Raw genomic sequence first — 13,679 nt, 5'->3', positions numbered from 1 at the left:
TAAAGCCCTGATCCCGTTGGACCAGGGCTTTATGTGTCAGCGGCGACGGAACAGCGGGAGCGGTTCGTCGGTGGCGGCCTGATAGGTCACTGAGAAGTCCTTGAGGCCTTCAAGGGCTTCGTACGGGTCTTTATCTGCGCGAACCGCAAAGGCGTCGAAACCGCAGCGACGCATGTAGAACAGCTGGTCGCGCAGCACATCGCCAATCGCCCGTAGTTCACCTTTGAAACCGTAGCGGTCACGCAGCAGGCGGGCGTTGGAGTAGTTGCGGCCATCGGTGAAGGCCGGGAAGTTCAAGGCGATGACCTGGAAGTTCGCGACGTCTTCACCGATTTCTTCGGCTTCTTCATCGGCGTCCAGCCACACACCCAGGCCGCCATCGCGGGCCTTGAGCATACGGCCGTGTTCACGCCACAGCTGCAACGGAACGATCAGGTCGTCGCAGTTGCTGATCTCGTCGATGTTGAAATCCTTGGGCAACAGGTGCCAGGTTTCGTCGACGACTTCGTTGTTCTTAATGATTCGCTGCATAGACGCGTTCCTTGAAGAGGTCGATGCCAATACGCTGATAGGTGTCGATGAAGCGCTCGTCTTCGGTACGTTGTTCGATGTACACGTCGATCAGCTTTTCGATCACGTCTGGCATGGCGTCCTGGGCAAAGGACGGGCCGAGGATCTTGCCCAGGCTCGCATCGCGACTGGCGCTGCCGCCGAGGGATACCTGGTAGAACTCTTCGCCTTTCTTGTCCACCCCAAGGATGCCGATGTGGCCGACGTGGTGGTGACCACAGGCGTTCATGCAGCCGGAGATGTTCAGGTCCAGTTCACCGATGTCGAACAGATAGTCCAGGTCGTCGAAACGGCGCTGGATCGATTCGGCGATCGGGATCGACTTGGCGTTGGCCAGCGAGCAGAAATCACCGCCAGGGCAGCAGATGATGTCGGTCAGCAACCCGATGTTCGGCGTGGCGAAGCCTTGCTCGCGCAACTCGCCCCACATCGCGAACAGTTGGGACTGTTCAACGTCGGCCAGAATGATGTTCTGTTCGTGAGAGGTGCGCAGTTGACCGAAGCTGTAACGATCGGCCAGGTCGGCCACGGCGTCGAGCTGCTTGTCGGTGATGTCGCCCGGCGCAACGCCGGTCGGCTTCAGGGACAGGGTCACAGCGACATAACCCGGCTTCTTGTGCGCCAGGGTATTGCGCGTACGCCACCGAGCGAAGCCCGGGTGTTGCTTGTCGAGTTCGGCAAGTTCGGCGGTCTGGTTGTCCAGCGCCTTGTAGTCGGGGTCGACGAAGTGTTTGGCAACGCGATGAACTTCGGCTTCGGTCAGCGTGGTCTGGCCACCGCGAAGGTGTTCCATTTCCGCATCGACTTTCTGCGCAAAGACTTCAGGCGTCAGGGCCTTGACCAGAATCTTGATCCGCGCCTTGTACTTGTTGTCGCGACGGCCATAGCGGTTGTACACACGCAGGATGGCGTCGAGGTAGCTCAACAGGTCTTGCCACGGCAGGAATTCATTGATGAACGCGCCAACCACCGGTGTACGGCCCAGGCCACCACCAACCAGCACACGGAAGCCCAATTCGCCCGCAGCGTTGTGCACCGGCTCAAGGCCGATATCATGGACTTCGATGGCGGCACGGTCGGAGGTCGAACCGTTGATCGCGATCTTGAATTTACGCGGCAGGTAAGCGAATTCCGGGTGGAATGTCGTCCATTGGCGAACAATCTCGCACCATGGGCGCGGGTCGATCAGCTCATCGGCAGCGACACCGGCGAACTGGTCGGTAGTGACGTTGCGCAGGCAGTTGCCGCTGGTCTGGATCGCATGCATCTGCACCGTCGCCAGCTCAGCGAGGATGTCCGGGATGTCTTCCAGCGCCGGCCAGTTGAACTGTACGTTCTGGCGGGTACTGATGTGGGCATAGCCCTTGTCATAGTCGCGGGCAATCTTCGCCATCATTCGCGTCTGGCGCGAAGTCAGCTGGCCGTAAGGCACCGCCACCCGCAACATCGGCGCGAAACGCTGGATATAAAGCCCGTTTTGCAAGCGCAGAGGGCGGAATTCTTCTTCGCTCAGCTCGCCTGCCAGATAGCGTCGGGTCTGATCACGGAACTGCTTGACGCGGTCCTCGATGATCCGCTGATCGTACTCGTCGTATACGTACATATAAGTCCTGTTCTCAGGCTTGGGCCGGTCGGATCCAGTTGCGATTTTCGCTTGCTGAAATCTCCGATACTGCCTCGGCAATTCTGCGCGCACGGCCGCGCACTCCCTACGGAGCCGGGGCAAGATACCAGTTTGGAGTTATGCGCAAAAGTGATGTTTGAGTATATGTAAAGAACCAAATCGACTAACGAGAATTGTTATTGATAAACCCGTATTTGTGGTGTGGGCAATCATCGTCTTAACTGTGGTCGAGTCTTTATGCAATCACCGATAAAACCGACAAGAGGCGATGCAATGAGCAACCCTACCAAAGCTTCAAAACCTGACAGTACGGTCGATGCCTGGGCCATTCTGTTTCTGATCATTCTGGTCGTGGGCACAGCGGTATTCTGGGTCAGCCATCAATAACCGACCCCGTCCGGGCCCGGCCCCGACAATTGTCGGACAAAATCTGCAATAAACGCCGTTTTACGGGCGTTCGCCAGCTATAATACGCGGCGAATTTCCGGGGCTCGGACGATCAATGTTGAAGTTTTTCTACACCTTCCTGTTGCTGCTTGGTACGGTTTACGGCCCTGCTGCGCGTGCGGAATCGGTGTTGTTCCTCAATCCCGGGAGTACTGACGAAGCCTTCTGGATCAGCTATTCGCAATTTATGCAGGCGGCCGCCACGGACCTGGGCATCGACCTGAGGATTCTCTATTCCCGGCGCATGCCCGAACTCACGCTGGCGCAAGCGCGCCGTGCCCTGCAAGGTCCCGATCGTCCGGACTATCTGGTCTTCGTCAACGAACAGTACATTGCCCCGCAAGTGTTGCGTCTGGCTCAAGGCAGTGGCGTGAAACTGTTTATGGTCAACGCCTCGCTGACCGCCAACCAGTTGAACCTGCTGGGCGAACGCCCCGATCGACTGGGCAGCCTGGTGCCCAATGACGAGGAGGGCGGCTACCTGATGCTCAAGGAGCTGATTCGCCAGCATCCGCCCGTGGCGCCCGGTCAGGTGATCGAGTTGCTGGCGTTCTCCGGCCTGAAAATCACGCCATCGGCGCAACTGCGTGAACAAGGCATGATGCGAGCGCTGGCCGAGCACCCGCAGGTGCGTTTGCGGCAACTGGTTTATAGCGGCTGGACCCGCGCCCGTGCGTATGAACAGGCAAAGCTGCTGTTCCGGCGCTACCCGAAGGTCACGCTGGTATGGTCCGCCAATGACGAGATGGCGTTTGGCGCCATGCAGGCGTACTCGGAGGCGGGCGGTGTGCCCGGAAAGGACGCGTATTTCAGTGCGGTCAATACATCGACGGCCGCGTTACAGGCGAAGGTCGACGGAAAGTTGAGTGTTTTGTTGGGCGGACATTTCACCCTGGGTGGCTGGGCTCTGGTGGAATTGCATGACCTCGATCAGGGCGTGGACATCAGCCGGTACGGCGGTCGTGACCGCCAGATCCCGCTGCTGCAACTGGTCGACAAGGCAACCGCCAGGCGAATGCTGACCATGGGTGAATCGCCGCACTACGGCGTGAACTTCCGTCGACTGTCGGCCAAGGGCCGGCCGACGTCCTATCGCTATCCGTTCAGCCTGCAAACCCTGATGCGCTAGACCCCGGCCAGATGCACCACCAGTTGCACGATGCCGAACAGCATTAATGCAAACACCGCGGTGAACAAAATCCCCAGGACCACGAAATGACTGGGCTTGCCGTGAGTGAAATCCCGAGCCCGATTCTTCCCGCTCTGCACCCCGAATGCCGCCGCCAGGACGCTGTGCAGCATCTGCCAGAAAGTAGGCGGCTTGTTGTCGACTGGATCGTCCATAAACCCCTCGTCACGGATGTGTGAAGCGTAAGCATAGACAATCCAATCCGGGAGGGTACAAATCCTGTGGGAGCGGGCTTGCCCGCGATGGCGGACTGACAGTCACCCATAATGTTGACTGGCAGGGCCCCATCGCGGGCAAGCCCGCTCCCACAGGGATCTCAGTTGGCCACGGGAATGTGGCCAGGCGATTGATCTTAGTTGTCGTAGCCGAGGTTCGGCGCCAGCCAGCGCTCGGTCACGCTCAACTCCTGACCCTTGCGCGAGGTGTAGCTCTGCACCTGATCCTTGTCGACCTTGCCTACCGCGAAATACTGCGCCTGCGGGTGAGCGAAGTACCAGCCGCTGACCGCCGCCGCCGGGAACATCGCGTAGTGCTCGGTGAGGAACACGCCGCTGCGACCCGCCTTCATTTCGCTCGCTTCAGGATCGAGCAAGGCAAACAGCGTCGATTTCTCGGTGTGATCCGGGCAGGCCGGGTAGCCAGGAGCAGGGCGGATGCCGGTGTATTGCTCTTTGATCAGTGCCTCGTTGTCCAGTGTCTCGTCCTTGGCGTAACCCCAGTAATCCTTGCGAACCTGCTGGTGCAGCCATTCGGCGCAGGCCTCAGCCAGACGGTCGGCCAGGGCCTTGACCATGATCGAGTTGTAATCGTCGCCGGCGTCTTGATACGCCTTGGCCACTTCTTCGGCGCCGATGCCGGCGGTGGTGATGAAACCACCCACGTAGTCGGTGATTTCGCTGTCCTTCGGCGCCACGAAGTCGGCGAGGGAGAAGTTCGGCTTGCCGTCGGTCTTGATGATCTGCTGGCGCAGGTGATGCAACTTGGCCAAAGGCTTGCCGTCATCGCCATAGACTTCGATGTCGTCGTCACGCACCTGGTTGGCCGGCCAGAAACCGAACACTGCGCGGGCGCTGATCAGTTTCTCGTCGATCAGTTTGGCGAGCATTTCCTTGGCATCGGCGTATAGCGCGGTGGCGGCTTCACCGACCACTTCGTCTTCGAGGATGCGCGGGAACTTGCCGGCCAGGTCCCAGGAGATGAAGAACGGGGTCCAGTCGATGTACTCGGCCAGGACTTTCAGGTCGATGTTGTCCAGCACTTTGGCGCCGGTGAACGTCGGTTTGACCGGCGCGTAGGTGCTCCAGTCGAACTGCGGCTTCTTGGCGATGGCGGCCGCATAGCTCAGGCGTTCGGTACGGGCGCTGCGGTTGGCGGTACGCTCGCGAACGTCGATGTATTCCAGGCGGGTCTTCTCGACGAACGCCGGTTTCAATTCCTTGGACAGCAACTGCGTCGCCACGCCCACGGCGCGGGAGGCGTCGGTGACGTAGATCACCGCGTCGTTGCTGTACTTCGGCTCGATCTTCACCGCCGTGTGTGCCTTGGAAGTGGTCGCGCCGCCGATCATCAGCGGCAGGTGGAAGTCCTGACGCTGCATCTCGCGGGCCACGTGGACCATTTCATCCAGCGACGGCGTGATCAAACCGGACAGACCGATGATGTCGCACTTCTGCTCCTTGGCCACCTGCAGGATCTTCTCCGCCGGCACCATCACGCCGAGATCGACGATGTCATAGCCGTTGCAGCCGAGTACCACGCCGACAATGTTCTTGCCGATGTCGTGCACGTCGCCTTTCACCGTCGCCATGAGGATCTTGCCCTTGGCTTCCGGCTTGTCGCCTTTTTCCAGTTCGATGAACGGAATCAAGTGCGCCACCGCCTGCTTCATCACACGGGCAGATTTCACCACCTGTGGCAGGAACATTTTGCCGGCACCGAACAGGTCACCGACGATGTTCATGCCGGACATCAGCGGGCCTTCGATCACCTCGATCGGGCGCGCGAACGACTGGCGCGACTCTTCGGTGTCTTCAACGATGTGTGTGGTGATGCCTTTGACCAGCGCATGCTCCAGACGCTTGTTGACGTCCCAGCCGCGCCACTCTTCGGTCTCGGCTTCCTTGACGCTGCCGTCGCCCTTGTACTTGTCGGCAATGGCGAGGAGGGCGTCGGTGCCGTGCGGGGTGCGGTTGAGCACCACGTCTTCGACGGCGTCGCGCAGTTCCACCGGGATCTGGTCGTAGATTTCCAGCTGACCGGCGTTGACGATGCCCATGGTCAGGCCGTTGCGGATCGCATACAGCAGGAACACCGAGTGAATCGCCTCACGCACCGGGTTGTTGCCCCGGAACGAGAACGACACGTTGGACACGCCGCCCGAGGTCAGCGCATACGGCAGCTCGTCACGGATGTAGGCACAGGCGTTGATGAAGTCCACGGCGTAGTTGTTGTGTTCTTCGATGCCGGTGGCCACGGCGAAGATGTTTGGGTCGAAAATGATGTCTTCCGGCGGGAAGCCGACGTCGTTGACCAGAATGTCGTAGGAGCGTTTGCAGATTTCTTTCTTGCGCGCTTCGGTGTCGGCCTGACCGGCTTCGTCGAACGCCATTACGACCACGGCGGCGCCGTAGCGCTTGCACAGTTTGGCGTGATGAATGAACTGCTCGACGCCTTCTTTCATGCTGATCGAGTTGACGATGCCTTTGCCCTGGATGCACTTGAGGCCGGCTTCGATGACTTCCCACTTCGAGGAGTCGATCATGATCGGCACGCGGGAGATGTCCGGTTCACCCGCAATCAGATTGAGGAAGGTCACCATCGCCTTCTTCGAATCGAGCATCCCTTCGTCCATGTTGATGTCGATCACCTGAGCGCCGGCTTCGACCTGCTGCAGGGCGACTTCCAGGGCTTCGGTGTAGTTGTCTTCACGGATCAGGCGGGCAAATTTTGCCGAACCGGTGATGTTGGTGCGCTCACCGACGTTGACGAACAACGAGCTGCGATCGATGGTGAACGGTTCCAGGCCGGAGAGGCGGCAGGCCTTCGCGATGTCCGGGATTTCCCGCGGCGCATAACCGGCGACGGCTTTGGCGATGGCTTCGATGTGCCCCGGCGTGGTGCCGCAGCAGCCGCCAACGATATTGAGGAAGCCGCTCTGGGCGAATTCTTCGATGACTTTGGCGGTTTCCGACGGCAGTTCGTCGTACTCGCCGAATTCGTTTGGCAGACCGGCATTCGGGTGTGCGGAGACGTGGGTGCCGGCCTTGTTCGACAGCTCTTCAAGGTACGGACGCAGTTCGCTGGCGCCGAGCGCGCAGTTCAGACCGACCGAAATTGGTTTGGCATGGGCCACGGAGTTCCAGAACGCTTCAGTGGTCTGGCCCGACAGGGTGCGGCCGGAGGCGTCGGTGATAGTGCCGGAGATCATGATCGGCAGTTCGACGCCCAGTTCTTCAAACACCCCTTGCACGGCGAAGATCGCGGCTTTGGCGTTGAGGGTGTCGAAGATGGTTTCGATCAGGATCAGGTCGGCGCCGCCTTCGATCAGGCCTTTGGTGGCCTCGGTGTAGTTCACCACCAGTTCATCGAAGGTCACGTTGCGGTAGCCGGGGTTGTTCACGTCCGGCGACAACGAGCAGGTGCGGCTGGTCGGGCCGAGCACGCCGGCGACGAAGCGTGGCTTGTCCGGGTTCTCGAGGGTTTTCGCGTCGGCGACCTTGCGGGCCAGGCGAGCGCCTTCTACGTTCAGTTCGTAGGCCAGTTCTTCCATGCCGTAATCGGCCATGGAAATCCGGGTGGCGTTGAAGGTGTTGGTTTCCAGAATGTCCGCGCCGGCATCCAGGTAGGCTTTTTCGATGCCGCCAATCACGTCCGGGCGCGTCAACACCAACAGGTCGTTGTTGCCTTTGACATCGCTTGGCCAGTCGGCAAAGCGTTTGCCGCGATAATCCTGCTCTTCGAGCTTGTAGCTCTGGATCATCGTGCCCATGCCGCCATCGAGAATCAGAATGCGCTCTTTGAGGGCGTGCTTGAGGGCTTGAAGGCGAACACTGCGATCGGACATTGGGACTACTCGGAAAGACCATGACGAAGGGCCGGGATCATAGCAAACCTGTGCGCTTTTAGAGCATGTGCGGTTTTTGCATGAATATCGTTCATGTTGATGCGGGCGCTGTCCCGGTAGAATCGCGGCGTTTTTTCAAGGATCGGGAACAGGGACATGTCGTATCGCGTCGTCATCAGCAGCGTATTGCTGTTTTTAAGCTGGGGCGCCGTAGCGCAGGAGCCGGCGATTTCTACTGGCATTTCCTACAGCCGCGACATCCAACCGATCTTCACCGAAAAGTGCGTGGCCTGCCATGCCTGCAATGACGCCCCCTGTCAGCTCAATCTGGGCAGTGGCGAGGGGGCTGCGCGCGGCGCGTCGAAAGTCTCGGTCTACGATGGCGAGCGCAGCCTGGCTGCCGCGCCGACCCGGTTGTTTTATGACGCCTTCGGCAAGCACGCCTGGCAGCAAAAAGGCTTCTACCCGGTGCTCGATGCCCAGGGCAGCCAGGCCGCGTTAATGGCGCGGATGCTGGAGCTGGGCCACAAAACACCGCTGACGCCCAACGCCAAGTTGCCCGAAGACATTGTCCTGGGTCTGAATCGGGAAAACATGTGCGCGATGCCGGGCGAGTTCGACGGTTACGCCAGCGCGCATCCGAAGGAAGGCATGCCGCTGGCGGTTACCGGCCTGACCGATCAGCAGTACCAGACGCTGCAACGCTGGCTGGCTTCGGGCGCGCCAATCGATGAGCAAGGTCTGGTGCCGTCGGCCAAAGAAGCCTTGCAAGTGGTGCAATGGGAAAACCTGCTCAACGCGCCGGGCGCTCGCCAAAGCCTGGTGGGGCGCTGGTTGTTTGAACACTGGTTCCTCGCCCACCTTTACTTCAAGGACGGCGAGCCGGGGCATTTCTTCCAGTGGGTGCGTTCGCGCACGCCGACCGGCCAGCCGATTGACCTGATCAACACTCGCCGCCCGAATGACGATCCGGGCACGCAGGTGTATTACCGCTTGTGGCCGGTGCAGGGTGTGATCGTACAGAAGACCCACATCACTTATCCGCTGAGTGCGGCGAAGATGGCGCGGATCAAAAGCCTGTTCTACAACGGCAACTGGCAGGTCAATGCCTTGCCGGGGTACGGCCCCGAGCGCCGGGCCAATCCGTTCAGCACGTTTGAGGCGATCCCGGCGCAGGCGCGCTATCAGTTCATGCTCGATAACGCCGAATACTTTGTGCGCACCTTTATCCGCGGGCCGGTGTGCCGTGGCCAGATAGCCACCGACGTGATTCGCGATAACTTCTGGGCATTGTTTCAGGCGCCGGAACACGATCTCTACATCGTCGACCCGAACTATCGCGGCCAAGCCACGCCGTTGCTGGCGATGCCGGGGCAGAACGACGACGTCGGCAGTGTGCTGAGCCTGTGGCACGACTACCGCGATAAACGCAACGAATACGAGGCGTTGCGCCGCGACAACTATGCCGACGCGCCGGCGCCGAGCTGGTCGACCTTGTGGGCCGGTAACGACAACGCGCTGCTGACGATCTTCCGGCACTTCGACAGTGCTTCGGTAAACAAGGGCCTGATCGGCGACGTGCCACAAACCATGTGGCTATTCGATTTCCCGTTGCTGGAGCGCACGTATTATCAGTTGGCAGTCAACTTCGACGTGTTCGGTAACGTCTCCCATCAGGCGCAGACGCGCCTGTACTTCGACCTGATTCGCAACGGCGCCGAGCAGAACTTCCTGCGCCTGATGCCCGCCGATTCACGCGATGGCTATCTCGATGACTGGTATCAGAGCGGTGGCAAATTCAAGATGTGGCTGGACTATGAAGCCATCGACAACGACAAACCGACGGCGCTGAAACTCGACGAGAAAGACCCGAAGCGCGACTTTGCCATGCAGTTGCTGGCTCGATACGGTGAACTCAACGCCAGGCCCGACCCGATCAATCGCTGCGACGGGGCTTATTGCTCGCGGCCAAACATCGATCCGGCATTACAGAGTGCCGAACAGGCGCTCAGCCGCCTGACCTCGCGTCCGGCTGCCGGGCTGAAAGTTATCGATCAGTTGCCGGAAGCGACGATGCTGCGTATCGAAACGACGAGCGGCAAGCGTGAGGTCTATAGCCTGTTGCGCAACCGCGCGCACAGCAACGTCGCATTCCTGCTCGGCGAGTCGCTGCGTTATCAGCCGGGGCTCGACACGCTCACCCTGTTTCCCGGCGTGCTCAGCAGCTATCCGAACTTCATGTTCAACATTCCCGCCGAGCAAGTACCAGCGTTTGTGGAGGCGATGGAAAGCGCCAGGGATGCCCATCGTTTCGAGCAAATCGTCGAACGATGGGGGATTCGTCGTAGTCATCCGCAGTTCTGGTTTTACTTCCATGACCTGAGCCAGTACGTCCACGAAACCGACCCGGTGGAAGAGGGTGTGCTGGACATGAACCGCTACCAGAATCTTTGATCGACTTTTGATAGATGCCTGATGTCCCAATCTTGAGGCGCCGTTGAACCCCTGTGGGCGGGCTTGCCCGCGATAGCGATGGATCAGTCGCCATCAATGTTGAATGTGATGGCGCCATCGCGGTGTAGAAACGGACACATCCTTTACGATTGAAACCGGGGACATCCTTTACGTTTCAACTGCTGCCGCATCGGTGGATGCCCGCCTGAGTCACGCAAGGTGACTTCGGCGGACGCTTACTTTTATCAAAGCATGTGGGAACAGCTAAAGGCAGGGGATCGCTGGCAAGGCGAAATCTGGAATCGGCGTAAAAACGGGGAGATTTTCCCGCAATGGCTGTCGATCAGCGCGGTGCGAAATACCCAGGGCCAGGTCATCAATTACGTCGCATCGATTGACGATACCTCCGAGCGGAAGGCGGCCGAGGAGCGAATCCAACGCCTTGCCTTTTTTGATGGGCTGACCGACCTCCCCAATCGAAGCCTTCTCCTCGATCGCTTACAGCACGTGTTGGATGGTTGCGTGACTAGCGGCGAATGCGCAGCGCTTATGTTTCTAGACCTCGACGGGTTCAAGAACATCAACGATCTGCATGGGCATCATATTGGTGACAAAGTTTTGTGTCTGGTTGCTGAGCGGCTCAACGGCGTAGTGCGGGTGAGTAAAACCGTGGCACGCCTTGGCGGCGATGAATTCGTGGTGCTGCTAGAGCATCTCAACAAGCAACCAGAACAGGCCGCCATTCAGGTCGAGCATATCACTGCATTACTGCTAGCGACACTGGCCGAACCTTACCAAATTGACGGACTAGAACTGCACAGCAGCGCGAGTATCGGCGTAACCCTATTTAATGACGAGTCTTGCTCAATAGATGAACTCATGCAACGCGCTGACCTGTCGATGTACGAGGCAAAAGCTGCGGGCAAACATACTGTGCGGTTCTTCGATCCGCGCATGCAAGAAGCTGTTAGCGAGCGACTAAATCTAGAACAGGATATCCGGCGGGGACTATTGTCCGAAGAGTTCATACCCTACCTGCAACCACAGCTTGATGACAAAGGTTGTTTGGTTGGCGCTGAAGTATTGGCACGTTGGCAACACCCTAAGCGTGGTCTACTGAGTCCAGCGGCCTTTGTTGAGGTGGCTGAGCTCGCCGGGTTGATTGAAACGCTGGATATGCAAATGCTGCAGAAGGCTTGCCATCAGCTAGCATTATGGAGTCGCCAATCGGCAACAGCATCGCTCAGTTTATCCGTCAATCTAAGTGCACGCCTCCTCTACCAGAAAAATTTTGTCGAGCAAGTGTTCCAGACTTTGGAGCGAAGTGGCGCAGACCCCCACAGACTAAAATTAGAGCTCACCGAGACGCTGCTGCTTGACGATTTACCAAGTGCGATTGCTCGCATATGTGAACTCAAGGCGCATGGCATTCGTTTCTCGATCGACGACTTTGGTACGGGTTACTCGTCGCTGGCTTACTTGCAGCAATTGTCCCTAGATCAGTTGAAGATCGACCAGTCCTTTGTTCGCGAGCTGCCAAGAGATAAAAATAGTCTTGCAATCATCAGATCCATCTGCGCACTGGCCAGCAGTCTGCAGCTAGAAGTTATTGCCGAAGGGGTTGAGACTCATGAGCAATACATCGCTCTATTAGAGCTCGGCTGCCAGAGTTTCCAAGGCTACCTATTTGGCCGACCAATGCCGCTGACCGAGTTCGAGCGCTTAATACCGACGAATGTTGTGAATAGTACCTGTAATAAAATGTGAGCCAAAATTAAGATAAGTTCTATTGCGACCCTTGGTGTTCTCAAAGTCCCACTTTAGGCTTTACCGTTAGCATGACTGCCAAAGAGGCGACGCGACTGACCTGCAGAGACATCTGTTGGGCAATCAGCCTGTCTTGATGATTGGTTAGAAGTATGGATCCGACATCACGCCTTGCGTGATTAGACCGGCTGCCACTTATGCGGCAGCAACTGATCCATTTCACTCGTCCGCTGCGTCGGCAAACGAGTCAGCACGTCCTTCAAATATGCATACGGATCATGCCTGTTCATGGGGGGCGACTGGATCAGACTCATGATCGCCGCCGCCCGTTTGCCACTGCGAAGCGACACGGCAAACAACCAGTTTGAGCGCCCAAGTGCCCATGGCCGGATCTGGTTCTCCTCTTGGTTATTGTCGATGGGCACGGCTCCGCCTTCCTGGTAGCGCGTCAGCGTTACCCAGCGTTTGAGACTGTAATTCAGGGCTTTGGCCGTTGCTGATCCATTGGGCACAAAATCGCGCTGGGCCAGCATGCAGGCATGCAGCCATGCAGCGTCTTGATGATTGGGGCTTGATTGTTACCGAGGGCACTCAAATCGAACCACAAGGTTATGCTTGGACTCTAGGCATCCATACAGCCGAGCAGATCGCCGGATGGCGTAAAGTGGCCGAAGCTGTGCATGCCCGCGAAGGCGTTATCTTCGCGCAGCTCTGGCACGTAGGACGCGCCTTTCACACCGCCCTGCAATCTGAGAGTGCAGCTCCTGTTTCGGCTTTTGCAATTGCGACCGACCGAGTGAGCGTCCTCATAGACACCGATCAAGGTGCCGAAGCATTGGTGAAGCCGTCAACCCCAAGAGCTCTGACCACTCGTGAAAATGAAGAACTTGTACAGCTTTACATTCAGGCGGCACGTAATGCCATAGAAGCAGGCTTCGACGGTATTAAGCTACATTGCGCCAATGGTTACCTGATCAATCAGTTCATTTCAGCCCACAGCAATATTCGCGAAGACCAGTACGGCGGTTCCCTTCAAAACCGCTTGCGGTTTCTGCGTGAGGTAGTAGCTGGGGTAACCGCGTGTATTGGTAAAGAGAAGGTCGGCGTACGTTTCGCGCCTTTGTTCAGCAGCACCGATGAGGAGCGCACTTACCTCGGGATGGTTGAAGACGATCCTCATACTACCTACATCGAAGCGATCAAATTACTTGAGGATGCCGGCATTGCTTACCTCTCCATCGCAGAAGTGGACTGGGATAGTGCACCACGGATGCCGGAATCGTTCCGTCGCGCAGTCCGTAGTACCGTCAGTGGAGCGATGATCTATGCCGGTCGTTACACCGCACAAAGCGGTACGCATTTGCTGGATTCAGGACTGGCCGACGTCATAGCTTTCGGCCGTACGTTCATGGCCAATCCGGATCTACCGGCCAGAATCGCGAACGATTGGCCGCCTAACCCTCTGAACTCAGCCTCAGTGTATGGTGGTAATGCCAAGGGTTATACTCATTACTCTGTGTATGGTGGGTAACCGCCAAAAATGATATGTCATTCACTGGGGCTCT

7 protein-coding genes and 2 pseudogenes are annotated in these 13,679 nt (G+C 58.2%); 4 read left to right on the top strand and 5 right to left on the bottom strand.

What is annotated here, in order from left to right:
* Nucleotides 1-36 precede the first annotated feature (36 nt).
* Both Q7W83_RS10175 and Q7W83_RS10170 read right to left on the bottom strand, forming a co-directional pair.
* Nucleotides 37-531: a DUF934 domain-containing protein gene (locus tag Q7W83_RS10175; protein ID WP_150634469.1), complete on the bottom strand. Its 495-nt coding sequence runs from the start codon at nucleotides 529-531 to the stop codon at nucleotides 37-39.
* Nucleotides 515-2,173, bottom strand: a complete 1,659-nt coding sequence (locus tag Q7W83_RS10170; protein ID WP_150634470.1) for a nitrite/sulfite reductase — start codon at nucleotides 2,171-2,173, stop codon at nucleotides 515-517. Before Q7W83_RS10170 ends, Q7W83_RS10175 begins: the two co-directional genes overlap by 17 nt.
* A 523-nt stretch (nucleotides 2,174-2,696) precedes the next feature.
* On the opposite strand from Q7W83_RS10170, the gene Q7W83_RS10165 reads away from it, so the two are divergent.
* Nucleotides 2,697-3,770 (top strand): ABC transporter substrate-binding protein, encoded by a 1,074-nt coding sequence (locus Q7W83_RS10165; RefSeq protein ID WP_150639774.1) that lies wholly within the window; start codon nucleotides 2,697-2,699, stop codon nucleotides 3,768-3,770.
* Here the strand turns inward: Q7W83_RS10165 and Q7W83_RS10160 are convergent.
* Together Q7W83_RS10160 and metH are read right to left on the bottom strand one after the other, a co-directional pair.
* Nucleotides 3,767-3,985, bottom strand: coding sequence for a DUF2970 domain-containing protein (locus Q7W83_RS10160; RefSeq protein ID WP_150634472.1), 219 nt, complete (start codon nucleotides 3,983-3,985; stop codon nucleotides 3,767-3,769). The genes Q7W83_RS10165 and Q7W83_RS10160 overlap by 4 nt on opposite strands.
* Nucleotides 3,986-4,182: 197 nt before the next feature.
* Entirely contained in the window at nucleotides 4,183-7,893 is a 3,711-nt protein-coding gene (metH, locus tag Q7W83_RS10155; RefSeq protein ID WP_473655969.1) for a methionine synthase, read from the bottom strand.
* Nucleotides 7,894-8,049: 156 nt separating this feature from the next.
* On the opposite strand from metH, the gene Q7W83_RS10150 reads away from it, so the two are divergent.
* Nucleotides 8,050-10,347, top strand: coding sequence for a fatty acid cis/trans isomerase (locus Q7W83_RS10150; RefSeq protein WP_473655968.1), 2,298 nt, complete (start codon nucleotides 8,050-8,052; stop codon nucleotides 10,345-10,347).
* Between the two features lie 240 nt (nucleotides 10,348-10,587).
* Nucleotides 10,588-12,114: pseudogene (locus tag Q7W83_RS10145) on the top strand (putative bifunctional diguanylate cyclase/phosphodiesterase); the annotation flags it as partial.
* Between the two features lie 179 nt (nucleotides 12,115-12,293).
* On the opposite strand, the pseudogene Q7W83_RS10140 reads toward Q7W83_RS10145, so the two are convergent.
* Nucleotides 12,294-12,659: pseudogene (locus tag Q7W83_RS10140) on the bottom strand (IS66 family transposase); the annotation flags it as partial.
* 2 nt (nucleotides 12,660-12,661) lie between these two features.
* Between Q7W83_RS10140 and Q7W83_RS10135 the strand changes: the two are divergent.
* Nucleotides 12,662-13,645 carry an oxidoreductase gene (locus tag Q7W83_RS10135; protein WP_473655967.1) on the top strand — a complete coding sequence of 328 codons (984 nt, stop codon included), beginning with the start codon at nucleotides 12,662-12,664 and terminating at the stop codon, nucleotides 13,643-13,645.
* Nucleotides 13,646-13,679: the final 34 nt, after the last annotated feature.

Source organism: Pseudomonas sp. 300, from assembly GCF_055803035.1.
This window is presented reverse-complemented; position numbering and strand designations above follow the sequence as displayed.

What these genes read in the sequence shown, in the direction of transcription:
- Q7W83_RS10135 (WP_473655967.1), top strand. Translation starts at nt 12,662, where the DNA reads ATGCAGCGTCTTGATGATTGGGGCTTGATTGTTACCGAGGGCACTCAA.
- Q7W83_RS10165 (WP_150639774.1), top strand. Translation starts at nt 2,697, where the DNA reads ATGTTGAAGTTTTTCTACACCTTCCTGTTGCTGCTTGGTACGGTTTAC.
- Q7W83_RS10170 (WP_150634470.1), bottom strand. Translation starts at nt 2,173, where the DNA reads ATGTACGTATACGACGAGTACGATCAGCGGATCATCGAGGACCGCGTC.
- Q7W83_RS10160 (WP_150634472.1), bottom strand. Translation starts at nt 3,985, where the DNA reads ATGGACGATCCAGTCGACAACAAGCCGCCTACTTTCTGGCAGATGCTG.
- Q7W83_RS10175 (WP_150634469.1), bottom strand. Translation starts at nt 531, where the DNA reads ATGCAGCGAATCATTAAGAACAACGAAGTCGTCGACGAAACCTGGCAC.
- metH (WP_473655969.1), bottom strand. Translation starts at nt 7,893, where the DNA reads ATGTCCGATCGCAGTGTTCGCCTTCAAGCCCTCAAGCACGCCCTCAAA.
- Q7W83_RS10150 (WP_473655968.1), top strand. Translation starts at nt 8,050, where the DNA reads ATGTCGTATCGCGTCGTCATCAGCAGCGTATTGCTGTTTTTAAGCTGG.